Origin of the sequence: Microcoleus sp. CZ3-B2 (assembly GCF_036705055.1) — a bacterium.
GTDB lineage: Bacteria > Cyanobacteriota > Cyanobacteriia > Cyanobacteriales > Microcoleaceae > Microcoleus.
Genome location: NZ_JAUBTN010000048.1, coordinates 18,165 through 42,757, shown reverse-complemented (window position 1 = coordinate 42,757; position 24,593 = coordinate 18,165). Strand labels below are relative to the sequence as shown.

Annotated in this window: 23 protein-coding genes; 18 read left to right on the top strand and 5 right to left on the bottom strand. The window is 47.0% G+C overall.

Features of this window, described 5'->3' with window-relative positions:
* Positions 1–18: 18 nt before the first annotated feature.
* Both QUA97_RS19945 and QUA97_RS19940 read left to right on the top strand, forming a co-directional pair.
* Complete coding sequence (locus QUA97_RS19945) at positions 19–3,222, top strand: efflux RND transporter permease subunit (RefSeq protein ID WP_194067301.1); 3,204 nt, start codon at positions 19–21, stop codon at positions 3,220–3,222.
* 372 nt (positions 3,223–3,594) lie between these two features.
* Positions 3,595–4,623, top strand: a complete 1,029-nt coding sequence (locus QUA97_RS19940; protein ID WP_194008679.1) for a hypothetical protein — start codon at positions 3,595–3,597, stop codon at positions 4,621–4,623.
* Positions 4,624–4,824: 201 nt separating this feature from the next.
* Here QUA97_RS19940 and QUA97_RS19935 read toward each other — a convergent pair whose 3' ends face one another.
* Together QUA97_RS19935 and QUA97_RS19930 are read right to left on the bottom strand one after the other, a co-directional pair.
* A complete protein-coding gene (locus QUA97_RS19935; RefSeq protein WP_194067302.1) occupies positions 4,825–5,073 on the bottom strand; it encodes a transporter suffix domain-containing protein in 249 nt (82 codons plus the stop codon).
* Between the two features lie 123 nt (positions 5,074–5,196).
* Positions 5,197–6,015, bottom strand: coding sequence for a carbohydrate ABC transporter permease (locus QUA97_RS19930; RefSeq protein ID WP_194067303.1), 819 nt, complete (start codon positions 6,013–6,015; stop codon positions 5,197–5,199).
* Positions 6,016–6,194: 179 nt separating this feature from the next.
* Here QUA97_RS19930 and QUA97_RS19925 point away from each other — a divergent pair, with 179 nt between their 5' ends.
* Both QUA97_RS19925 and QUA97_RS19920 read left to right on the top strand, forming a co-directional pair.
* Positions 6,195–6,887: an aldehyde oxygenase (deformylating) gene (locus tag QUA97_RS19925; protein WP_194008682.1), complete on the top strand. Its 693-nt coding sequence runs from the start codon at positions 6,195–6,197 to the stop codon at positions 6,885–6,887.
* Between the two features lie 249 nt (positions 6,888–7,136).
* On the top strand, positions 7,137–8,159 hold the full coding sequence (locus QUA97_RS19920) for a long-chain acyl-[acyl-carrier-protein] reductase (RefSeq protein ID WP_194067304.1): 1,023 nt from the start codon (positions 7,137–7,139) through the stop codon (positions 8,157–8,159).
* Positions 8,160–8,318: 159 nt separating this feature from the next.
* Here the strand turns inward: QUA97_RS19920 and QUA97_RS19915 are convergent, their stop codons facing one another.
* Both QUA97_RS19915 and QUA97_RS19910 read right to left on the bottom strand, forming a co-directional pair.
* On the bottom strand, positions 8,319–8,465 hold the full coding sequence (locus QUA97_RS19915; protein WP_228049943.1) for a hypothetical protein: 147 nt from the start codon (positions 8,463–8,465) through the stop codon (positions 8,319–8,321).
* Positions 8,466–8,605: 140 nt separating this feature from the next.
* Positions 8,606–8,761: a hypothetical protein gene (locus QUA97_RS19910; protein ID WP_228049944.1), complete on the bottom strand. Its 156-nt coding sequence runs from the start codon at positions 8,759–8,761 to the stop codon at positions 8,606–8,608.
* A 260-nt stretch (positions 8,762–9,021) separates the two neighbouring features.
* Between QUA97_RS19910 and accA the strand changes: the two genes are divergently transcribed.
* The 5 genes from accA (at position 9,022) to rdgB (ending at position 14,523) form a co-directional block, all read left to right on the top strand.
* Positions 9,022–10,002 carry an acetyl-CoA carboxylase carboxyl transferase subunit alpha gene (accA, locus tag QUA97_RS19905; protein ID WP_194067305.1) on the top strand — a complete coding sequence of 327 codons (981 nt, stop codon included), beginning with the start codon at positions 9,022–9,024 and terminating at the stop codon, positions 10,000–10,002.
* A 416-nt stretch (positions 10,003–10,418) separates the two neighbouring features.
* Positions 10,419–11,144: an SDR family oxidoreductase gene (locus QUA97_RS19900; protein WP_194067306.1), complete on the top strand. Its 726-nt coding sequence runs from the start codon at positions 10,419–10,421 to the stop codon at positions 11,142–11,144.
* A 204-nt stretch (positions 11,145–11,348) separates the two neighbouring features.
* Complete coding sequence (gene folE / locus QUA97_RS19895) at positions 11,349–12,083, top strand: GTP cyclohydrolase I FolE (protein WP_194067307.1); 735 nt, start codon at positions 11,349–11,351, stop codon at positions 12,081–12,083.
* Positions 12,084–12,339: 256 nt separating this feature from the next.
* Positions 12,340–13,764, top strand: a complete 1,425-nt coding sequence (locus QUA97_RS19890; RefSeq protein WP_333195638.1) for a phosphoglucomutase/phosphomannomutase family protein — start codon at positions 12,340–12,342, stop codon at positions 13,762–13,764.
* 168 nt (positions 13,765–13,932) lie between these two features.
* Positions 13,933–14,523, top strand: coding sequence for an RdgB/HAM1 family non-canonical purine NTP pyrophosphatase (gene rdgB, locus QUA97_RS19885; RefSeq protein WP_194067309.1), 591 nt, complete (start codon positions 13,933–13,935; stop codon positions 14,521–14,523).
* 104 nt (positions 14,524–14,627) lie between these two features.
* On the opposite strand, the gene QUA97_RS19880 is transcribed toward rdgB, so the two are convergent.
* Complete coding sequence (locus tag QUA97_RS19880; RefSeq protein WP_006633346.1) at positions 14,628–14,966, bottom strand: P-II family nitrogen regulator; 339 nt, start codon at positions 14,964–14,966, stop codon at positions 14,628–14,630.
* Positions 14,967–15,314: 348 nt separating this feature from the next.
* Here QUA97_RS19880 and QUA97_RS19875 point away from each other — a divergent pair, with 348 nt between their 5' ends.
* The 9 genes from QUA97_RS19875 to QUA97_RS19835 all read left to right on the top strand — a co-directional run bounded on the left by QUA97_RS19875 (position 15,315) and on the right by QUA97_RS19835 (position 24,533).
* On the top strand, positions 15,315–16,613 hold the full coding sequence (locus QUA97_RS19875) for an MFS transporter (RefSeq protein ID WP_194067310.1): 1,299 nt from the start codon (positions 15,315–15,317) through the stop codon (positions 16,611–16,613).
* Positions 16,614–17,551: 938 nt separating this feature from the next.
* On the top strand, positions 17,552–19,387 hold the full coding sequence (gene ilvB / locus QUA97_RS19870) for a biosynthetic-type acetolactate synthase large subunit (RefSeq protein WP_194067312.1): 1,836 nt from the start codon (positions 17,552–17,554) through the stop codon (positions 19,385–19,387).
* Between the two features lie 463 nt (positions 19,388–19,850).
* The gene (locus QUA97_RS19865) at positions 19,851–21,257 is read left to right on the top strand and encodes a serine/threonine-protein kinase (protein ID WP_333195637.1); all 1,407 of its coding nucleotides are present in this window, start codon (positions 19,851–19,853) and stop codon (positions 21,255–21,257) included.
* Positions 21,258–21,530: 273 nt separating this feature from the next.
* The gene (locus QUA97_RS19860) at positions 21,531–21,740 is read left to right on the top strand and encodes a type II toxin-antitoxin system HicB family antitoxin (RefSeq protein ID WP_333195636.1); all 210 of its coding nucleotides are present in this window, start codon (positions 21,531–21,533) and stop codon (positions 21,738–21,740) included.
* Between the two features lie 149 nt (positions 21,741–21,889).
* Entirely contained in the window at positions 21,890–22,177 is a 288-nt protein-coding gene (locus QUA97_RS19855) for a DUF433 domain-containing protein (RefSeq protein WP_194067314.1), read from the top strand.
* Between the two features lie 2 nt (positions 22,178–22,179).
* Entirely contained in the window at positions 22,180–22,542 is a 363-nt protein-coding gene (locus QUA97_RS19850; RefSeq protein WP_194067315.1) for a DUF5615 family PIN-like protein, read from the top strand.
* Positions 22,539–23,825: an FGGY-family carbohydrate kinase gene (locus tag QUA97_RS19845; RefSeq protein ID WP_333195635.1), complete on the top strand. Its 1,287-nt coding sequence runs from the start codon at positions 22,539–22,541 to the stop codon at positions 23,823–23,825. Before QUA97_RS19850 ends, QUA97_RS19845 begins: the two co-directional genes overlap by 4 nt.
* Before the next feature lie 166 nt (positions 23,826–23,991).
* Positions 23,992–24,336, top strand: coding sequence for a hypothetical protein (locus tag QUA97_RS19840; RefSeq protein ID WP_333195634.1), 345 nt, complete (start codon positions 23,992–23,994; stop codon positions 24,334–24,336).
* Complete coding sequence (locus QUA97_RS19835; RefSeq protein ID WP_194008696.1) at positions 24,333–24,533, top strand: hypothetical protein; 201 nt, start codon at positions 24,333–24,335, stop codon at positions 24,531–24,533. The genes QUA97_RS19840 and QUA97_RS19835 overlap by 4 nt, the downstream gene beginning before the upstream one ends.
* The last annotated feature ends 60 nt before the right edge of the window (positions 24,534–24,593 follow it).

Here is a 24,593-nt window from a genome sequence, read left to right as displayed (position 1 = left end):
TTACCCATTACAAAAATAATGTTTGCAGATTTCTTTATTAAACGACCCGTCTTTGCCAGTGTCTGCGCCTTAGTGATCATTCTAGTAGGCGCAATTAGCATTCCCACGCTGCCGATCGAACGCTTCCCCGACATCAGCCCCACCCAAATCACCGTCACAGCCAACTATAGCGGGGCTAGTGCCGAAATTGTCGAAAATGCAGTTACAAACATCCTAGAGAGGCAGATAAACGGCGTTGAAGGACTAAAATATCTAACTTCTAGCAGCAGTAACGACGGCACCAGTAGCATCACAGCCACCTTTGACTCCTCGCGCAACAAAGATATTGCCGCAGTCGATGTTCAAAATCGAGTTGCAGTCGCCCAACCCCAACTACCAGATGCCGTACAGCGCACGGGAGTGAGAGTTACAAAACAATCTAGCAGTCTCTTGCTGGCGATCGGCTTATTTACAGAAAATAAAGAATACGACACCATATTTTTAAGCAATTACGCCGACTTGTATTTAGCAGACGCGCTAAAGCGAGTAAAAGGCGTTGGCGACGTGCGAATTTTTGGAGAACGCCGCTATGCAATGCGCCTGTGGATAGACCCCAATAAATTAGCCGCCCGCAGTTTGACAATGCAAGATGTCACCAGGGCACTTAACGAACAAAACATACAAGTTGGCGCCGGGAGAGTTGGCCAAGAACCAGCTCCAGAGGGGCAAATGTATCAAATTGATTTACGGGCAAAAAGCCGCCTCCAAGAACCCGCAGAATTTGAAAACATTGTCTTGAAAACAGAGGCCAATGGCACGGTTATTAAATTAAAAGACGTTGGTCGAGCCGAATTAGGAGCCGAAAATTACAACTCTTTCCTGCGATTTAGAGGCAAGGATGCGGTAGGCTTGGGAATTTATCAATTGCCCGGAAGCAATGCTTTGAATGTTGCTAATGCCGTCAAAGCAGAAATGGAAACACTAGCTAAAGGTTTCCCTCCGGGCTTGATACATAGAGTAGCGCTAGATACGACTTTGTTTGTCCAAGAGTCGATGTCAGAAGTTGTGAAGACACTATTTGAAGCTGTCTTGCTAGTGGTAATAGTAATTTTTGTTTTCTTGCAAGACTGGCGGACTACTATTATTCCCACTATCACAATTCCGATTTCTTTGATTGGGACTTTTGCCTTTATCAAAGTTTTCGGATTTACCATTAACAGTTTATCTCTATTTGGTCTAACATTAGCGACAGGGTTGGTGGTTGATGACGCTATTATTGTAGTAGAAAATATCGATCGTTTGATTCGCCAAGGCATGAATGCCCGCCAAGCAGCTTTCGAGTCAATGCGGGAGCTTTTTAGCGCTGTAATTGCGACTTCCTTAGTGTTGATGGCAGTGTTTATACCAGTGGCATTTTTTCCCGGAACTACGGGAGCACTCTACAAACAATTTGCTCTGACAATTGCTTTTTCTATTGCTCTTTCTACCTTCATGGCTATTACCCTTACCCCTGCACTGGCAGCTATATTACTGCGGCGAGGGCCGAAGTTTGGGGGGCCAATTGGTTGGGTGTTCGATCGCGTTAATGGATTTCTCGATTGGACGCAGCGGCAATACCGGCGATCTTTGATATTTCTCACTCGAATTAAAACAATCGTCACCCTCCTATTCATCGCTTCTCTGGGATTCACAGCTTGGCTTTATCTATCAGTACCGACAGCATTTATCCCAGAGGAAGACCAGGGATATTTTCTAACAATTATTCAAGGCCCCCAAGGAGTTTCGCTGCAATACACTCGCCAAGTGATGGATGAAGTTGAGAAAGAAATTCTTAAACTTCCTGAAGTTGTAGGTACTTTTTCAGTAGGAGGCTTTGGTTTTAGTGGTAGCACATCTAACCAAGGTATTATTTTTACTACGCTTAAACCCTGGAGCGAACGTCACGGAGAAAGTCAAACTGTACAAGCGATTATTGGCAGCTTGCAGGGTAAGCTTATGGCGATTCCCGAAGCTAGAATTTTCCCGGTGAATCCGCCGGCAATTCAAGGTTTAGGTCAATTTGGAGGCTTCCAATTTCAATTGCAAGACCGCAAAGGTAACAGCGGTTTAGATGCGATGGTTGAGACGATGGGTGGAATTTTGAAGCAGGCAAATCAGACACCGGGATTGCAGGCGGTATTTAGTACGTTTGCTGCGAATACGCCTCAGTTAATTGTGGAGGTTGACCGCAATCGAGCTAAGGCTTTGGATATTTCTCTCAATGATATTTTCAGTACGCTACAAACGGCTCTGGGTTCGCAGTACGTGAACGATTTTAATCTGGAGCAGCGCAATTATCGGGTGTACGTTCAGGCGGATCAACAGTTTCGCGATAATCCTGAAGATATTGGTAAATTGTACGTCCGCTCTGGAAAGAATGAAATGATTTCTTTGAGCAATTTGGTGAAGCTAACTCCGGTGGTGGGAGCACAAACTGTTAATCACTACAATTTATATAGGTCAATTGAAATTACGGGTTCTCCGGCTCCGGGAGCGAGTTCGGGACAGGCGATTAAATCGATGGAAAAGGTCGCGGCTCAAGTTTTACCAGCAGGTTTTGCCTACGAATGGTCTGGCACTTCTTTAGAAGAAATTGAGTCGGGGGGTCAAGCTCCAATTATTTTTGGTTTGGGGCTGATTTTTGTGTTCTTGGTTTTGGCGGCTCAGTATGAGAATTATGTCGATCCTTTCATTATTTTGCTGTCGGTGCCTCTGGCGATTTTAGGTGCGCTTTTGGCTCAGTCGTTGCGGGGTTTGGCGAATGATGTTTATTGCCAGATTGGTTTGGTGATGTTGATTGGATTGGCTAGTAAAAATGCGATTTTAATCGTGGAGTTTGCTAATCAATTGCGGGAGCGGGGATATCCAATTGCTAAGGCAGCAGTTGAGGCGGCCGCAGAGCGTTTGCGACCGATTTTGATGACTTCTCTGTCTTTTATTTTGGGTATTACTCCTCTGATTAACCCGGAAGGTGCGGGGGCGGCGAGTCGCCGATCGCTAGGGAATGCGATCGCGGGGGGGATGGTTGTTTCTACTTTCTTGAGTTTGTTTATCGTGCCGGTGCTGTATGTGGTGATTGCTTCGGCTAGCGATCGCTTTAGGAAGCCCTCTCGCCCGGAAAATCCCCTCGACGATGACATAAATGTGGATGGAAAAACGACTGTCCACGATGAGGTGGAACGCGATCGGGTATCGCCATTGTAGTTTTAGAGGGATGGGTTTTTACTCATCCTGATTCTGAAAGTGAGTAATTCCTTGGTCGATCAAACCCTGGGTTACTCTTATCTTTTGGGAGATTTCAGAGTTTTTGTGCAAGCCCTAATTATAGAATGTCATCGCGAGCGTAACGGATTGAGATTGGTTCGCGCGGACGATCGCAATGACCGTTAGGTAATTAGTCATTGCAGGTATCTTTTCGCCGATCGCCCTCCACCGTGCAATAATAAAATGACTTGCACCCAAACTCTATCACAAGGGTAAACACTGACAAATTTACCGCTACATATAGCGTCTCAACTGTCAAGCTATGCAAGTTTCAAAATCAAACCGGCTGTTGCACTACACAATTTTTTCCTAATGGCTGAAGTCCCCCAAACACCCTCTGAACTTGCCGAAGCCCTCAACGGCTTTACCGATATCAACTTTCAATTGCCAGATCCCGAAGACGAACAAATACCAGACTTCGACTTTGAGAATCAGGTTGACACAGCATGGAAAGTGTGCGATCGCTTCGACTTGCAAACCGACATCTGGCGCGGACAAATTCTCCGAACAGTTAGAGACAGAGAAAAAAAAGGCGGCGAAGGACGTGGCACTGGCTTTTTGAACTGGCTCAAAGAACGAGAAATTGGCAAAAGTCAAGCCTATTCTTTGATAGAATTAGCTAATAGCGCCGATACTCTAATCCAGCAAGGAGATTTAGACCCAAATTCGATTAGAAACTTCAGCAAAAGAGCCTTTATAGAAACCGCCAAAGCATCTCCCGAAGTGCAGCAAATGGTAACAGATGCAGCCGCAAGCGGCGATCGCATTACCCGTCGCGAAGTCAAACAACTGTCCGACGAATGGATGGCCATGAACTCAGAATTATTGCCAGAAGAAGTCAAAGAAAAAGCATCTAGCGGTTCCCTTCCTTCCCGCTATCTCGCACCCTTAGTCAAAGAAATGGAGAAACTATCTCCCTCTCACCAAAGCGAAATTCAAAAAGAAATAACAGAAAATCCCGACGTAGATACAGTAAAACAGCTAACTTCCGATGCCAAGAATTTATCAAAATATCTCGACGCAGCCGCCCAAGTACAAGCTCTCAACCAGTCTCATTTAGACATGGAAATGGCTTTAGAAGAATCTTTGCGAGTTGGATGTTTGGGAACCACCGCCGACGTTGTAAAACAAGCAGCACAGCTAGAACAAACAGTAGTCAAGCTCTATACAATTTGGAAGCGTTTAGGCAGTTTAGCAGATAGATTGTATGTAGACACAGGAGCCAGCACACCCAATTTGCGCTTACTGTTGGGATGCTTGGACAGTCTTTCGGGAGAAAAGATTGAAGTTGATTTCGGAGACGGAGAACGCTCTATTCGCTTACAAATTTTCAGCGAATAGCTAAACGTTGAAATAGGTTTGTAGTCAGGAATTTAGTTTTTCCTTATTGATGCGGAATAAAGTCCTGACTGCGAACCAAATCGGGAGCATCTCAGTTTTGCAAACAGCATTTTTTTTATTGTAGTACCACTCGCGAGCGGGGATGCTCGCACTATCAATGAAAAACTGAGATCCTCCCACCAAATCTGCGTTAATTCATGCTTATTTCCGCTTGAAATTTCTGATTTTTTTCCAAAGATAGCGCGGACTCAAATAACGCCGATATTTAGTAACTACTTCTTTCCCCAAAATTACCACGCTTAGCCAAAAGCACACTTCTGCCCCAACAGCTAGAATGATATTAATTGTAGTTTTTTCGGCGAGGCTCAGTGGCATAAACGGCACAATAAACAAGATTGCCACCCAGGGCACGAAAGATGCAATAAATAAAAACCAGCCCAGCTTTTGCATAGATTCACTTTGTCCGCAATGACATATTTTTTGGTAGCAAGCACTTCAATCATTGTTGAGTTTGAATCACAACAGAGGACTTATGTTCTCACTAATAACTTATATTTTGCTCCAAACCCAAAATCAATTCTTAATTCCCGTCGCCGCAATCCCGCGAATAAACTGCCGCTGACCGGTCAAAAATAGCAACACCACCGGCACAGTCCCAATTACTACCGCCGCCATCAACAACTGCCAACTGCTAGTAAACTGTTCCTGAAACTCCGCCAAAACCAACTGCACAGTCCGCAATTCCGGCCGCGTCGTAAACACCAACGGCTTAAACAAATCGTTCCACTCCCCGATAAACGTAAACAAAAACAGCGTCACCAAAGCAGGGCGGGCCAAAGGTAACATCACCCGCCACAACACCTGCCAGCGGTTAGCCCCATCCAGCATTGCCGCTTCTTCCAATTCCACCGGAATTGTCATAAAATACTGGCGCAGCAGAAAAATCCCGAAACCGTTAGCCGCCGTCGGCAAAATCAGCGCTCCGTAAGTATTCAGCAGGTGGCCCCACTTCAAAACCATGAAAATGGGAATTACCAAAAGCTGAAACGGAATCACCAGTGTTGCCAAAACTACTAAAACTAGAGCCTGCCGCCCCCGAAACTTCAGCCGGGCCAAAGCATAACCCGCCAAAGCAGAAGTCACAACCTGAAAACCCGTCACTGCGATCGCCACTAGAGTAGAATTAACAAATGCCAACAAAAAATTCCCCCTGCGCCAAGCCTCCTGATAGTTTGCCAAAGTCAAGCCTGTGGCCTTGACACCGACACCAGATGGTGACAGCGAAACCAAAAAAACAGCAGCCAGCGGCAGGAGCACCAGCGCAGCCCCCGCCAACAAAAAAATAAAGCTCAGCACTTTCAGCGCTTGAGACCAGCCCAACGATTTACCCATAAACTTGCGAATTAACCTAAAATAATAAGCTTGTGAGGCTCTCAAACCAGATCGCCTCCCAGATTCCCACACAATCGTAAATTTTTAGTCGAAAATAGGTAAAGTGTAGTGCACGCGACCCCAAAATTTTAAGGGGTTTCCAAACATCCTACAAGGTTATATAAGGAGAAAACGTATCCATGCCACAGCTTGAGGCCAGCCCAACAATAGACTTTCAAACCGAAACTTACAAAGACGCTTACAGCCGTATCAACGCCATTGTGATTGAAGGCGAACAAGAAGCTCACGACAATTACCTGACACTGGCCGAACTGTTGGCTGACAAAAAAAGCGAATTAATTGGCTTGTCCAAGATGGAAAACCGCCACATGAAAGGCTTCCAAGCTTGCGGTCGCAATCTCAAGGTCACGCCCGATATGGCATTTGCCAAGCAATTCTTTTCTGATTTGCACAGAAACTTCCAAACAGCCGCGGCTGAGGGTCAGATTGTAACTTGCTTGCTGATTCAATCGCTAATCATCGAGTGTTTTGCGATCGCAGCCTACAACATATACATCCCCGTCGCCGATGACTTTGCACGCAAAATCACCGAAGGAGTCGTCAAAGAAGAATACAGCCACCTCAACTTTGGGGAAGTCTGGCTGCAAGCTCACTTCGAGGAATCCAAAGCCGAACTCGAAGCCGCCAACCGTCAAAACCTGCCCATCATCTGGAAGCTGCTAAACGCTGTCGCAGACGATGCCCGCGTCTTGGGAATGGAAAAAGACGCTTTAATCGAAGACTTTATGATTGCCTACGGCGAAGCCCTAGGCAACATTGGTTTTAACAACCGCGACATCATGCGGATGTCAGCACAAGGCCTCGCAGCCTAGTTAATTGGGAAATAAGGAATGGGAAAAAACTTGAAAATTAAAAATGATATCCCTCATTTTTAATGGAAAAATTGATATTTTTCTTCTTTCTTCTTCCTTCTTCCTTCTTCCTAATGACGGCAGAACTGATGGGTAATCGGTAATCAATGATGGGTAATCGGGAATTCTATCCGTTACATCCGTTAAATCCGCTACACAATCGGCTGCCGAACTTCCTTCTTCTTCAATCTTCCTTCATTTGACAACTTAATGTTTGGTCTAATCGGTCACTTAACCAGCTTAGAACACGCCCAATCAGTAGCTAACGAGCTGGGCTATCCAGAATATGCCGATCAAGGTCTCGATTTTTGGTGCAGCGCACCGCCCCAAATAGTTGACAATATCACTGTCACTAGCATTACCGGGCAAAAAATAGAAGGCCGCTATGTGGAGTCCTGTTTTCTGCCGGAAATGCTAGCCACGCGCCGGATTAAAGCAGCCACTCGCAAAATTCTTAATGCGATGGCACACGCTCAAAAAAACGGGATTAATATCACTGCATTAGGCGGATTTTCTTCGATAATTTTTGAGACTTTCAACTTGCAGCAAATTAAGCAAATTCGCAATCTCAAGTTGGAATTCGAGCGCTTCACCACTGGTAACACCCACACGGCTTACATCCTGTGCCGCCAAGTAGAAGAAGCTGCCCCAAAATTGGGGATTGAACTTTCAAAAGCTACTGTAGCGGTTTGTGGGGCTACAGGTGATATTGGCAGTGCGGTGTGTCGCTGGCTCAATGTTAAAACAAATGTAGCAGAATTGTTGCTAATTGCCCGCGACAAAGAACGCTTGCAAGATTTGCAATCGGAATTGGGGCGAGGCAAAATCATGAAGTTGGAAGAAGCCCTGCCGCAAGCGGATATTGTAGTGTGGGTCGCCAGTATGCCAAAGGGAGTAGAAATTGACCCGAAAACTTTGAAGCAACCCTGTTTATTGATTGACGGTGGCTATCCGAAAAATTTGGCAACTCAGGTTCAGCATCCCGAAGTTTTTGTGCTCAATGGCGGGATTGTGGAGCATTCCCTCGATATTGAGTGGAAAATCATGAAGATTGTCAATATGGATGTGCCGGGCCGACAGTTGTTTGCCTGTTTTGCCGAATCCATGCTGCTGGAATTTGAAAAATTGTATACCAATTTTTCTTGGGGACGGAATCAAATTACAGTGGAAAAGATGGAGCAAATTGGCGAGATGTCCGTTAAACACGGTTTCCGACCTTTGATGTCATTCTGATGTGATTTGTTGCGGTTATTGGTTATTGAGGAAAGTTTTTCTGAGAATAACCAGTAACTTTTTTTGATACAGCTAACAGTTCATTAACAACGGATATATAGCAGTTAGAGCGAAAGATGAGGTGTTGACCGATCGATCTCTCATCGAGAGTGAGAACTGCTATATGTCACCTCGGAAGTTCTCCCCGCAGTTTTTGAGAGTCATGACTGCGATCGTGTTTTTGCTAAGTTCATCAGGAATGTCCAAAGCTTCGGACAGTTGACGCAAAAAATCCTGTTCTTGAGCGGTGAAAATTCCATCTACCAAAACCAAATCTGTAGCGCAAAAGCTGTTTCTCGAAGCTGAGGATTTAAGGCATTTTTAGCAGCAGCAAATACCTCAGCCAGACTGTACTGGCTGCTCAATTTCAGGACTTTCTTAAAAAGTTTTTGGAAGTGTTGGCTAGACTAATATCTAAACAAGCGAATGTGATTGGCGGCGAGAGTTTGTCTTTCTGCTTCAGATATTTTACCGTCGGCGGCAACAGCTAATACAGACAGAGCTGTTAAAGCTTCCGAAGCGGTGAGTTCGATCGCACTGGTATCGCTTTTTGCACTTTGCAACCATTCAACAGAATTTAGTTTTTTGTTGCTGTGGGGGGCATAGGAGCGTGGGGAGTGGCGCCGGTAAACTCAGGTATCTAACAAAAACAGTGTAGCAAAAAACCAGGCTGGAGCCTCTGGCTTTTAACTCTTGTCAACGAGCCAAACATAATTAAAAATTAAAAACTTCCCAAGAACACTCTTTTTCAGCAACGCCTGACAGGGTAGGATCGGGAAACAGTCGATCGACTAAACCTTAAAACCCTATAGAAATTATCAGCGTGCCAAACTCAGACCGCAAACCACTACTCCTAGATTTTGAAAAGCCGCTGGCCGAACTCGAAGCCCGAATTCACCAGATTCGGCAACTCGCCGAAGAAAACAGCGTCGATGTCACCGACGAAATTCGCAAACTCGAAGCTCGTTCCACCCAACTGCGGCAAGAAATTTTCAGCAGCTTGTCCCCCATGCAGCGGCTGCAACTGGCCCGTCACCCGCGCCGCCCCAGTACCCTCGATTACATTCAGGCAATTAGCGACGAGTGGATCGAGCTGCACGGCGATCGGCGCGGCGGAGACGACCCGGCCCTAGTCGGCGGAATTGCCCGTATAGACGGGTGTCCTACAGTCATCATCGGCCATCAAAAAGGGCGCGACACCAAAGACAATATCGCCCGCAACTTCGGCATGGCGGCGCCGGGGGGCTACCGCAAAGCCTTGCGGTTGATGGAACACGCCGATCGCTTCTCCATGCCAATTTTCACCTTTATCGACACTCCCGGAGCTTGGGCGGGCTTAGAAGCTGAACAGCTAGGACAGGGAGAGGCGATCGCCTGCAACCTCCGAGAAATGTTTCGCCTCGACGTTCCGATTATATGTACCGTCATCGGCGAAGGAGGTTCCGGCGGTGCATTAGGTATCGGTGTTGGCGAGCGGCTGTTGATGATGGAACATTCTGTTTATACCGTCGCCACCCCGGAAGCTTGCGCCGCCATCCTCTGGAAAGACTCTGGCAAAGCCAACTTAGCAGCAGAAGCCCTAAAAATCACTTCCTGGGACTTAAAAAACCTCGGCGTTCTCGATCAGATAGTACCCGAACCGATTGGTGGCGCTCACTCGAATCCGCTAAAAGCTGCGTCAGCCCTCAAACAAGCTTTGTTGGAAAACTTAGCAGAACTGACACAGCTTACTGGCAAGCAGCGGCGGGATCTCAGGTATCAAAAGTTTCGTGATATCGGTGTATTCAATGAAATTGCTGCTTGAGTCGATCGATTCAGATTTATCAGACACAAACAATAATTCTTGTGGAGCAGGCTCTTTGAGCCTGCTCTTTACAGGCTTTTAGAAGATTCGTCTATTAGTGATGAGTTGAAAATTTCTTAACTTCCAGCGAGTAATATCATCTCCGGTCGATTATCACCATAACAAAAATGGATGGCGCGTGCGGACTGAAGTCCGCACTACGAACGGGAGTGCTCTGGAGCGATCCACCGGACACGACATCAAAACTCACTACGATCTGCAAATCTGTCAGCAGTGTTATAATTTTTCAGGTGACACCGGCTTAACAGTTCTTAATGTCGATCTCATAATTAACTGTTATCACCCGCAGTCGAATTTGCCGAAGAAGGCTGTAACGCTCGAAAGAGAGTTGCCGAGGGAAAGTATCAGGAAATTTAATGAACGATCGAACAACAAAGCAGGCTCTGATTACCGGAGCCAGCAGCGGTATTGGCAAAGCGACGGCCCTGGCGTTCGCCGCCGAGGGCATCAATCTGGCCTTAGTTAGCCGAGAGTCAGAAAAATTAGAAGCCGTTGCCGCAGCGGCCAGAGAAGTCGGAGTGAAAGCAGAAGCTTATCCCTTAGACTTGGCAAAAATTGAACAAGTGCAAAGCGGCATCAGCGCGATCGCATCTCAATTCGGGCCCGTAGATATCCTGGTCAACAGCGCTGGCATGGGCTACACCGGCTCCTTGACGGAAACCTCCCTAGCCCAGTGGCAGCAAGTTTTAGACCTCAATCTGACTAGCGTTTGGCAGTGCATTGTCGGAGTTTTGCCGTCCATGCGCGATCGCGGTTCGGGAATCATCATCAACGTTTCCTCGATCGCCGGCAGCCAAACTTTTCCCAACTGGGGGCCCTACTGCGTCAGCAAATTCGGTCTCATGGCTTTGTCCAAGACTTTAGCCGCCGAAGAACGGGATCGGGGAATTCGCGTCACAGTCGTATGTCCGGGTTCTGTCAACACTCCCATGTGGGACACGCAGAGCGTGCAAGCCAACTTCGATCGCACTGCCATGCTAACCCCTGAAATCGTCGCGCAATCAATTCTGCACGCAGTTCAGTTGCCGGCAAGTGCAGTAATTGAAGAAATCACGATCATGTCCAACGCAGGAGTTTTGTGAACTTGAGATTTTAGACTGCTGAATTGCGATCGAATTCAACAATCTTTGAATCCATAGCTCGATCCCAATCCAAAATCGATAGCTCGATCGCAATCGACAATCAAAAATCGAAAATCGATAGCTTTATCACAATTGAAAATCGATAGCTCGATCGCAATCGACAATCAAAAATCGAAAATAGCTCGTTCCTCACACGAAATTATTATGACAATTGCATCGAACAACGGCTCAAATAACTCGAACTCTATCTCAACAGACAGCATGAAACCTTCAGAAACCGCAGACTACAACGCCCCGCGCATCACGACTAGACCCGATCGCAATTCTTCCAACGGTCAAGAGTCTAACATACCCGTATCCTCAGAAGTAGGTATGGATGAAATGATGGAGTCCGTCCGGACGATGCTGCTGGGAATAGGAGAAAACCCCGAACGGGAAGGATTGCTCAAAACCCCCAAACGGGTAGCAGAAGCAATGCAGTTTCTCACCAGCGGCTACAGCCAATCCCTCGAAGAACTCCTCAACGGCGCTATCTTTGACGAAGGGCATAACGAAATGGTACTGGTGCGAGACATCAGCGTATTCAGTATGTGCGAACACCATATGCTGCCATTTATGGGCCGAGTTCACATCGCTTACATTCCCAACCAAAAAGTAGTGGGACTGAGCAAATTAGCCAGAATTGCCGAGATGTACAGCCGTCGCTTGCAGGTGCAGGAACGTTTGACGCGCCAAATTGCCGAAGCAGTTCAGACAATATTGGAACCGCAGGGAGTCGCTGTAGTAATGGAAGCCAGCCATATGTGCATGACAATGCGGGGCGTACAAAAACCCGGTGCTTGGACGGTTACGAGTGCCATGTTGGGCGTGTTTCAAGATGAACAAAAAACTCGCGAAGAATTCTTGAATTTGATCCGCCACCAACCGGCATTCTTTTAGTCATTAGTCATCATCAGTCATTAGTCATCAGTCATTAGTCATTAGCCAATCACTTTTTTCCTGGTGGCTGTAATCAAACATGGGGTCCAGAAATCGGTTTTTTTTACGATATACTTCGTTACGCACCGCAAATTGGGTAAAAAAAAACCCGGTTTCTTTGTCGGAGTGCGTCCAAGACCGATCTAAAATCTCAAATCAGATGACGATCGCCCGTTCTGCCAATAAAATAGATTGGTGACTCATGGCTTTTGACTAAATGAATCCTATTAAATTCGGAACCGATGGCTGGCGCGGCATTATAGCCGACGATTTTACCTTCGATCGCGTAGCATTAGTAGCTCCCCTAGCAGCACAAGTTCTCGCACAAACCAGTGGCAATCATGCCAGCAGCGGTACCGTAATTGTCGGTTACGACCGCCGTTTTTTGGCGGAAGATTTTGCCAAAACAGCGGCTGAGGCAGTCCAAAACGCCGGATTTGACGTGCTGCTGAGCGAATCCTACGCCCCCACTCCGGCTTTCAGTTTAGCAGCCAAACAATTAAATGCTTTAGGTGCGATCGTCCTGACAGCCAGCCACAATCCCGGATCATATTTAGGGTTAAAAGTCAAGGGGGGATTTGGAGGTTCAGTTTCGCCCGAAGTGACGCAACAGATAGAAGCAAAACTCGAAAATCCGGCCGCACTTTCAGCAACCCCCGGAAAATTGGAGAATTTCAATCCTTGGCCGGCTTACTGCAAAACCTTGCGGGAAATGGTGGATATTGAGGCGATTAAAGATGCGATCGCATCCGGGAAAATTACAGTGTTTGTAGATGTAATGCACGGCGCAGCAGCAGGAGGATTATCTCAAATATTAGAAGAAACAGTGCAAGAAATCAACAGCGATCGCGATCCGCTGTTTGGCGGCGGCGCACCAGAACCATTACCGCGCTACCTGTCGAAATTGTTCCGCATGATGCGTACCCACCAGCGCCAAAATTCCGGTTTGTCGATCGGATTTGTATTTGATGGAGATAGCGATCGAATTGCAGCCGTTGACTCTAGCGGCAACTTTCTCAGTTCGCAAATCCTAGTTCCCATATTAATCGAACACCTAGCTTCACGGCGCGGGTTAACCGGAGAAGTCATCAAAACCGTCAGCGGTTCCGACATCATTCCCAAAATTGCCGAACTTTACGGCTTACCATTATTTGAAACGCCGATCGGTTACAAGTATATAGCCGATCGAATGTTAACCACCAAAGTCCTAGTAGGCGGCGAAGAATCTGGAGGAATCGGCTACGGAACCCACATACCCGAAAGAGACGCCTTGCTATCAGCCCTGTACTTATTAGAAGCAGTCGTCAAATCCGGGGAAGACTTAAGCGAAATTTACAGCCGATTGCAAACAGAAACAGAGTTTACCTCAGCCTACGACAGAATTGACCTGCACCTAGCAAACATGGAAGAAAGAGCGCGCTTGCTGGATTTGCTGCAAAACCAACCATTAACAGAAATCGCCGGCAAAACAGTAGTAGAATGCAACAAAGTAGACGGATACAAATTCCGCTTAGCTGACGGAAGCTGGCTGTTAATTCGGTTTAGCGGCACAGAACCGGTGTTGAGGCTGTATTCCGAAGCAGCCACATTGAAAGAAGTGATGCAAAACTTAAACTGGGCGAAAGCTTGGGCGCAGAATTAATCGGATGAAAACAACCGCAGATGAACGCAAATGGATTGATATTAAACCTCTCTTTCTCTGCGTTCTCTGCGGCCTCTGCGGTAAAAAAATCCACAAAATTGGGAACTCTCTCTTCCTTCGCATCTTCGCGGTTCGTGAAAAATCCATCCGTAAATTTTAACAGAAATAATGACTAATAATAAATTGCTAGTTGTAGCTACGGGCAATCCGGGTAAACTCAAAGAAATGCAGCTTTATCTTCAGGATTTGGGGTGGGAATTGCGCCTAAAACCGGAAGAATTGGAAATTGAGGAAACTGGGGAAACATTTATTGCTAATGCTTGTTTGAAAGCTTCTGAAATAGCCAAAGCTACAGGCGAATGGTCGATCGCCGATGATTCTGGTTTAATGGTAGATGCACTCGACGGTAAACCTGGGATTTATTCGGCGCGCTACGGTTCAAGCGATGCTGACAGGATATCTCGGCTGCTGAAAGAATTGGGAAACGAAGCAAACCGGGAAGCACAATTTGTTTGCGCGATCGCGATCGCCCGTCCCGACGGTACAATTGCCCTGCAAGTAGAAGGAATTTGCCCAGGTGAAATCCTGCACAGTCCTCGCGGTACCGGAGGTTTCGGATATGACCCGATTTTCTACGTACCCGCACAGCAGCAGACTTTTGCCGAAATGACAACGGATATCAAGCGATCGCACTCCCACCGCGGCAAAGCATTCGAGGCCCTAATACCACAAATGGAGTCATTAGTCATTAGTCATTAGTTATTAGTCATTAGTTATTGGTTATTTGTGATTAGTACCAATTATCCAATGCCCAATGCTATAATGCCCAATGCCCAATGCCCAATGCCCCATTCCCCAGTATCCTAGATTGCCTCCAGGTTCTTTTCTCCAGTCCGAATTCGGATAATTTGTTCTACCGGAGAGATGAAAATCTTGCCGTCGCCAATCTCGCCCGTGCGAGAAGCAGCGATAATTTTATCAACCACCATATCAACCTGATCGTTTTCGACAACAATCTCGACTTTGAGCTTTTGCAAGAACTCAACGGTGTACTCAGAACCGCGATAGCGTTCAGTCATGCCCTTTTGACGGCCAAAACCTCTAACTTCAGAAACAGTCATCCCCACAATGCCGGCATTGACGAGCGCGATTTTCACTTCGTCTAGTTTAAAGGGGCGAATAATAGCTTCAACTTTTTTCAATTTTTTCACTCCTAACACTTAGTACCTTCGTTATATTACTTAACTGGCGTGACATCTTTTAATATCACTGATAAGATTAAGTATTTTGTAAAATATACTACCGTATGTTGTACTCGCGATGAAATGCAGGCCAATATTTAATCACATTGTCTGAATTTTCCGGCGCGGGTAATGGCTGTGGTCGATCGCGCTAGAGAAAAAAAGAACGCAGCCTTCCCCCGCCGATCTGCTAAAACAGAAAAAGAACCCAGGAGACAGGAGTTTTCATCCGTTTCGAGTTTGTTGTGTCAGATTTGCAGGTATTGCTGAAAATTATCATTGCTACAAGCGGTCAGTTAAACTATTCCTATGCACCCAGCCAGCCCTCCCCCTGACCGCAGCGGGCTTGATGCCCTACTGAGAAATCGCCCCTTCCTCGCCTTGTGGACGGGCCAGTTGTTGGCCCAAGTGGCGGATAAAATCTTTTACGTATTGCTGATTATTCTGCTGAAAACCGGCGACTACCAACCCTGGCCGGTTTCTGCGGAGTATTCGGGAAATTCAATGCTGTCAGCGGTGATGATCGCCTACACGCTGCCGGCGATCTTCTTTGGTTCGGCGGCCGGTATTGTGGTAGACCGCTTTTCCAAAAAGCAAATGCTGATAGGCTGTAACGCGATCCGAGCCATGTTGATTGTAGCTTTGCCGTTTTTGCCCAAAACTTTTGTCGTGTTGTTGGCGATTACGTTTTTGGTCTCTACTGTAACGCAATTTTTTGCTCCAGCAGAGGCCGCGGCAATCCCCCTGGCCGTGGGGCGAGAGGGACTGATGTCGGCAAATGCTCTGTTCGCCTCGTCCACAATGGGCGGAATTATTGTCGGGATGACGATCGGCGAACCGCTGTTTAGTTGGGTCAAACACAGCTTCGGGCCAGCTTATCAAGAGTTTTTGTTGGGTGGGTTGTACCTGATATCTGCGGGTTTGATCTATGCCATGCACATTAAAGAAAATCATCCCGGTAGCGGTGCCAAAAATGTCCATCCTTGGCAAGACCTTAAGGAAGGTTTGCGCTATTTGAAGCACAACCACCTGGTTAGCAACGCGATGGTGCAGTTGACGATTTTGTATTCGGTGTTTGCGGCGCTGCAAGTTCTGGCGATCGCACTTTCGGGCAAAATTGGTCTCAAAGAAACTCAATTTGGCTTTTTGCTGGCGGCGGCTGGTGTCGGAATGGTCTTCGGGGCGGCTTTTTTGGGTCACTGGGGCGATCGAATGCAGCAGAAACCTTTACCGTTACTTGGTTTCTTGATGATGGGTTTTGTATTGGCAATGTTTGCCTTTACCAGACAGTTGTGGCTGGGATTTAGTTTGAGTGCTCTGTTCGGTTTTGGTGCTTCTTTAATTAACGGCCCGATGCAAGCTTTGATTCAAGAGAAAACTCCAGAATCTATGCGGGGAAAAGTCTTTGGCTTGGAAAACAATGCGATTAACATTGCCCTCAGCTTGCCTTTAGCAGTAACAGGCCCGCTGACGGATGCTGTGAGCAAAGTAGTGGGATCGGATGACTTGGGTTTGCGGATCGTGCTGCTGAGTTTGGGCTTTTTGGTCTCGGTGATGGGTATGGCAGCTTGGCACCATACTCGCAAAGTCTTAAAGGATGCTCTGTAAACTTTGGCAACAAGGAAGAGGGGAGTTCGGCAGCGGATTATGTAACGGATGTAACGGATGTAACGGATGTAAGTCCGTCGGAAGAGGTCCGAGGGAAGTTCGGCAGCGGATTATGTAACGGATGTAACGGATGTAAGTCCGTCGGAAGAGGTCCGAGGGAAGTTCGGCAGCGGATTATGTAACGGATGTAACGGATGTAAGTCCGTCGGAAGAGGTCCGAGGGAAGAAGGAAGAGGGGAGAAGGAAGTTCGGCAGCGGATTATGTACGGGATGTAACGGATGTAACGGATGTAAGTCCGTCGGAAGAGGGAAGTTCGGCAGCGGATTATGTAACGGATGTAACGGATGTAAGTCCGTCGGAAGAGGTCCGAGGGAAGAAGGAAGAGGGGAGAAGGAAGTTCGGCAGCGGATTATGTACGGGATGTAACGGATGTAACGGATGTAAGTCCGTCGGAAGAGGGAAGTTCGGCAGCGGATTATGTAACGGATGTAACGGATGTAACGGATGTAAGTCCGTCGGAAGAAGGAAGATGGAAGAGGGGAGAAGGAAGAAGGAAGATGGCTTTCTTTTGGCGATCGATCTCTAACATATAGCGGTTCGATCGCGTGGTGAGGTATGCCCTATGCCCTATGCCCTATGCCCAATGCCCTATGCTCAATGCCCAATGCCCAATGCCCAATGCCCAATGCCCAATGCCCTATGCCCAATGCCCTATAGCGTCATATCGCGGTAAATCGGCATAGAAACCGCGATTTCCTCTATTTCTTTTCTTCCTCTGCTGTTCCACAATTTTGCCCGAAAGTCCGATCGCACACCGCCCCAGCGCGAAACTTTTTGTAAAATATCCGCCGGTGAACTACCAGAGTTCGATCGTAGAGATTAAAGTAGTATCAAAGCTTTCATTAAAATTCATAATTAGTTGGAGGTAAAAAAATCAGTGCAATTAAAAACTAAAGTAGCCGTCAGGCGTGCAACGGGTGGATTTGCTTTAATCGATAGCTTGATCCGCCACGGTGTCAAGCATATTTTCGGTTATCCCGGCGGCGCAATTTTGCCGCTTTACGACGAACTATACCGGGCTGAAGAAACAGGGGCGATCGATCACATTCTAGTGCGGCACGAGCAAGGTGCTGCCCACGCCGCCGACGGTTACGCCCGCGCTACCGGAAAAGTTGGGGTTTGTTTCGCGACTTCCGGGCCCGGCGCAACTAATTTGGTGACGGGGATTGCGACGGCCCACATGGATTCTATCCCGATGGTAATTATTACCGGTCAGGTTCCTCGTCCGGCGATCGGCACTGATGCGTTTCAGGAAACTGATATTTACGGCATTACTCTGCCCATTGTCAAGCATTCCTATGTAGTGCGCGACCCCAGAGACATGGCCCGAATTGTGGCTGAAGCTTTCCACATCGCGAGTACGGGGCGGCCGGGGCCGGTGTTGATTGACGTGCCCAAGGATGTCGGTTTAGAAGAGTTTGAGTATCTGCCGGTGGAACCGGGATCGGTGAGAATTCCTGGCTATCGGCCGACAGTGAAGGGAAATCCCCGCCAGATTAATCAAGCTATCCATTTGCTGAAGGAAGCGAAGCGTCCTTTGCTTTATGTGGGCGGCGGGGCGATCGCAGCCGGGGCCCACGAGGAAATTAAGGAACTCGCCGAGATGTTCCAATTACCTGTCACGACAACGCTGATGGGCAAAGGCGCTTTTGACGAAAAACATCCTTTGTCTGTGAAAATGCTGGGGATGCACGGCACTGCTTACGCTAATTTTGCCGTTACCGAGTGCGATTTGCTGATTGCTGTCGGAGCTCGGTTTGACGATCGCGTGACGGGCAAATTAGACGAGTTTGCCGCCCGCGCGAAGGTGATTCACATCGATATCGATCCGGCGGAAGTAGGTAAAAATCGCGGCCCGGAGGTGCCGATTGTCGGAGATGTCCGGCAAGTTTTGATGGATTTGCTGCGCCGCTGTCGGGAAACAGGTGTTTCGGGTACTCCCGGACAAACTGCGGAATGGCTGCACAGGATCGATCGCTGGAAACAGGACTATCCGTTAGTTGTACCCCACTACCCGGACATTTTGTCTCCGCAAGAGGTGATTTGGGAATTGGCTACTCAAGCGCCGGATGCTTACTACACGACGGATGTCGGCCAACATCAAATGTGGTCGGCTCAATTCTTAAACAACGGGCCGCGTCGCTGGATTTCCAGCGCTGGGTTGGGAACGATGGGTTTTGGGCTGCCGGCGGCGATGGGCGCGAAAATGGCGCTACCCAACGAGCAAGTGATTTGTATTGCTGGCGACGCTAGCATCCAAATGAATATTCAAGAGTTGGGAACCTTAGCACAATACGGCATTAATGTCAAGACTGTGATTGTAAATAATGGCTGGCAGGGCATGGTGCGGCAGTGGCAGCAGGCGTTCTACGGCGAGCGTTATTCGTCGTCGAATATGACTGTGGGGATGCCGGATTTTGTGATGCTGGCCCAGGCCTACGGCGTGAAGGGGATGCTGGTTTCAGGGCCGGATGAGTTGTCAGGTGCGATCGCCCAAATGCTCGCTCACGACGGCCCTGTGCTGATGAACGTGAAGGTGACGAGGGACGAAAACTGCTATCCGATGGTAGTTCCGGGCAAAAGTAACGCTCAAATGGTTGGTTTACCGGAACGCAGCACGTTGCCATCTGCAGAGTTGATTTATTGTCCGAGTTGCGGCGCGAAGAATGTTTCGATCAATAAGTTTTGTCCTGAGTGCGGGACAAAAGTTTAAGGAGTTTTGAGCGGGGACTTAGGCTGTGCCTATTAGTCTCAACTTAAGGTCAAACGTAGTCATAGACTGCTGTTTATCGTCGAGGCCAGATCCCCCCTTAGCTTGCCCCCTACTCCCCCTTAAGAAGGGGCGAACCGGAGCGATCTCAAAGTCAACCCCTACTCCCCTTTTTAAGGGGGATTTAGGGGGATCTGGCCTGGGATAACAGCGAGAGATACAAGGTTTTTGGGATTAAGTTGACGAGGAAAAGAGTCCGATCGAAGTCAACCCCTACTCCCCTTTTTAAGGGGGATTTAGGGGGATCTGGCCTCGGATAAAAGCGAGAGATACAAAGGTTTTGGGGTTAAGTTGACACGAGCAAAGGCAATGCCGTGTCCTTACCGGTATCTGCTGTTCCACATTTAAAACCATCTGGGCTGGCATCCCATCGAAAGCTTTAATCTATAATTTATAAGCATATTTTATGAGCCAGTGTCTAAACCCTGATTGCCTATTCCAAAACCCGTCTGGCTCTACAAACTTCTGTCACGAATGTGGGAATAAACTGCTATTGGGCGATCGCTACCGATCGCAAAAAATCATTGGACAAGGAGGCTTTGGGCGCACTTTTCTAGCTGTTGACGAGTATAAACCCTCAAAACCTCCCTGCGTTATTAAACAATTTTACCCCCAATTTCAAGGCGCTTCTAGTATCCAGAAAGCTGCTGAGTTATTTGAGCTTGAAGCAGTCCGCCTTGAACAGTTGGGTAAACACTCTCAAATTCCCGAATTATTAGCATATTTTAGTCAAGATGGACGGCAGTATTTAGTCCAAGAATTCATCGACGGTGAAAATTTAGCCCAAACACTAAAATCTCAGGGATATTTTAGCGAAACGCAGATTCGCAATTTGCTTAATAATTTACTGCCAGTATTCGAGTTCATTCATTCCCGCCAAGTTATTCACCGAGATATCAAGCCAGAAAATATTATTCTTCAGCAAGATGGGCAACTGGTTTTAGTTGACTTTGGAGCGGCTAAATATGCGACACAAACGGCTCTAGGGCTAACGGGAACGAGGATCGGGACGGCTGGATATACGGCACCGGAACAAGCCAACGGTAAACCGATTCATGCGAGTGATATTTATAGTCTGGGTGTCACTTGTCTGTATCTATTAACTCAGGTTGAACCGATTGATTTATTCGATACAAGCGAGTTTGAGTGGGTGTGGCGAGAACACTTAAAAACATCTGTCAGCTCGGAACTGGGTCAGATTTTAGATAAAATGATACTACCTGCTAGTAAGCGACGTTATCAATCTGCTACTGAAGTTTTGCAGGATCTTGGTACTCAATCACCTCCATTATCAGCTCAAACACCTTCTCCGCCACCAGACTCGCTTAAATCAGCGCAGGGTGTTGACTATACTCGTCTCCGGGATTTATTAGCAGCAGGAAAGTGGGAAGAGGCGGATGAGGAAACAATAAAGGTAATGCTGAAAGCTGCTCGACGGGAGAAGGAAAATTATTTTGATACGGGTTCAATTGATAATTTTCCTTGCGATGATTTGCGGACGATCGACAAATTGTGGGTAAAATACAGTCAGGGTCACTTTGGCTTTAGCGTCCAGAAAAAAATCTGGTTAGAAATAGGCGGTAAAGTTGATTATGACACTGAATGCAAGTTAGGCGATCGCGTCGGTTGGCGCAAGAGGAAAAAGGGGAGGAAAGATTGGTTGGAGTACGATGATTTAACCTTTAATCTGCAAGCACCAGAGGGCCACCTCCCTAGGCAACTGTGTGGGTGGTGGGGTGGGTTCCGGGGTTTGGGTGTGAAGTGGCGTTATGGTTCTGCTCTCGCATCAAGAGCTGTAAGCTGTAATTTATAGCGATTTCAGCCCTTTGTTAAGTCTTTTTTTGAGAATCTTTTTATACGAAGTTATCGGCTTTTCGTCATTTCATTACCTGTTACGTTTTGATATCACTCTTCAAACAACAGACTTGCGAAATTCGGATCATAGCAATTGGCTAACACAAACTGTTTAGGGTTCATAAACCGGGTTTTTTACTAAATATTTGGTTGTAGTCAGCAGATTCGATAAAAACCCGGTTTCTTTGGTAAGTGCGTAAATCCTAATCTACTCTAAATTCGAGATCAACTAATGCGTTATGCCATTGTCATTGAAAAAACACCCAATAACTATTCAGCATATCCACCAGATTTACCCGGACGTGCAGCCACAGGCGCTACCCTTGCGGAAGTACAGCAGCAAATTAAAGAAGCGATCGAATTTCACTTAGAAGGATTGCGAGAAGAAGGTTTACCCATTCCCCAACCAACTACGCTTTGTGAATATGTAGAAGCACGATAATCTGGTGAAACCCGGTTTCTTTCTATATTTCTCGTCACTCAACGCAATACTCGTAGAAACCGGGTTTCTAACCCCCATGCGTAAACCCTGAAATGATAATAAACCTATGCTATAATTAAGTTGACATTTTTAACCTCAAATTCAAATATATGCCAACTTTAACTGATATTGGCACTCTGATAATTTCCACACCAGAAACCTGTGGAAATCGCCCCCGCATCGCAGGAACTAGAATCACCGTTCAGCGAATCGCCGTTTGGTACAAGATGGGGATGAATCCAGAAGAAATTATTGCTGAAATTTCTCACTTAAATTTAGCCCAAGTTCATGGAGCACTCGCTTACTACTACGCAAATCAAGAGCAGATAAATGCTGATATTGCGGCGGAAGAATCTGAGTACGATCGCTTAGCTAGTGAATGCAAAGGGGAGAGTTAATTTTGAGCCAAATTCGTTTATATTTAGATGAGGATATTCTCGAACGCTCCTTGATCAAAGCGCTCCGAAATGCAGGAATTGATGTATCTACTGCGGAATCGAATAATCTCAGTTGCACCGATGAAGAGCAATTAATCTGGGCAACAGCACAAGGACGAGTTATCTATACTTTTAACGTGGGAGACTTCTGTTATTTGCATAAAATTTATATGGAAGAAGGAAGGAATCATTCAGGAATTGTGATGGGAAAACAAAGTTATTCGATAGGCGAACAATTACGAGGTTTTTTGAAGTTAATTTCTCTCAAAACAGCAGAAGAGATGATCTGTCAACAGCAGTTTTTGGTAAATTATCTAGACAAATGAATCTTTATTTGGGAATAGATTTCGGTACTACGGGCGCGCGATCGACAATTATCGACTCCCAGGGTACAATCCATTGCGAGACAGAATACACTTTTGCCGACGCACAACAGTCGGAATTACCCTCGGTGTGGCAAAATGCACTCTCGGCTGTAATTGAGCAAATCTCCCCAACAATCCGCAATCGGGTAAGGGCGATCGCCCTTGACGGCACATCCTCCACAGTCATGCTGTGCGATACTGACGGTATACCCGTATGCGAACCCATTTTATACAACGATGCGCGCGGTGCAGCCGTGACAGAGACGTTGCGGGCGATCGCCCCGGATAACCACACAGTATTAAGCGCTACATCCAGTCTGGCAAAACTCCTCTGGTGGCAAGAGGGCGGGCACGCACCATCCACCGCCCCTACGGTTTTCCTGCATCAAGCTGATTGGCTGGCATTTTTGCTGCACGGAAAATTAGGAATTAGCGACTATCACAATGCTTTAAAACTCGGTTTCGATGTTGATACTTTGTGCTATCCCGATTGGCTGATAGAGGGAATTGCCGGCGCTGCAACGCCTGAATTGCCGCACATTGTCGCACCGGGCACGCCTGTGGGGGAAGTTAGAGATGAAGTGAGGAGTCGCTTCGGATTTCCCCGCGATTGTACAGTTTGTGCCGGCACAACCGATAGCATTGCAGCATTTTTAGCAAGCGGTATCAATTTACCGGGGGAAGCAGTAACTTCTCTCGGTTCCACTTTAGCCGTCAAACTGTTAAGTCATACCCGCGTAGATGATTCTCGATACGGGATTTACAGCCATAAATTAGGCGATTTGTGGTTGGTTGGAGGCGCTTCTAATACCGGAGGTGCGGTGCTGCGACACTTTTTTACAGATATTGAATTAGCTAATTATAGCACACAAATTAATCCTGAACAAGAGAGTTTGCTGGATTATTACCCGTTGTTGAAAAAGGGCGATCGCTTTCCAATTAACGACCCGAATTTGCCGCCCAGACTCGAACCGCGTCCCGCTGATTCTGTGGAATTTCTGCACGGTTTGCTAGAAAGTATCGCGCGGATTGAAGCGCGGGGATATCAATTATTGCAGGACTTGGGTGCAACTCCTTTGACAAAGGTTTATACTGCTGGCGGCGGCGCAAAAAATGCGGTTTGGAGTGCGATCAGAAAGCGGTATTTGAAAGTGCCGGTGGAAACTCCTGTTCAGACTGCGGCTGCTTATGGAACGGCGTTATTGGCGATGCGAAGTGCGATGGATTTGAGATTGGATGATTGAAGAAAGCGACCTCACGGATCGATGCGGGAGATTGTAACTTGGATGCTTTTAATTAGGCTTAAATGTGGTAATTGGGATTGCGATCGCTATCGATTCAAACTAAAATAGAAGGAAGCAAACATTCTGATATATTGTGTTAAGTTGTTATCCCTAAAAATTAAGGACAATGGCACAGCTACCTGATGACATCCTGAACACAATTTTCACATTGCAGCGGCGGCTAGTGGAAATCCTCAACGAAACAACCGCCACAGAATATATTTTAATGCAGCAGTTTGGCGAGACAGAAGCGACACTCCCCGAACTAGAATCCCTAGATAATGTTAAGGAAAGGTTGAGAAACCCTTACAATCGTTTGTACAGGCTTTTGCAGCAGGTAGCAGAATCTCAACCCGCTGCGACTGCGGATACGTTAAACTTTCTGTATAGAACGATAGAACAAACAGAGGCGGCTGTCGATGCCTCAGAAGCAACTATCCGAGAAATCAAAATAGATTGGAATTTGCCATGAATCAACAACCTAGAATCCCCGACGCTGAAACCAGAAAGCGACACGTTGAAAAGATGCGTGAAGTCTGCCAACAGTTGGACGCTTTAACTCTAAACCTGGATGAATTAATCGCTATATTTGAAGCTGACAACCGCCGCCAGCGTCGAGAACGTTTGGCGGGTAAATACAGGCGTGTGGAATCTCAGGTAATCGAATAATAGAAGAAAATCCGGCGGTTGAAACCGCCAGAAATTCAAACAATGTCCGCCTCTGCGGAA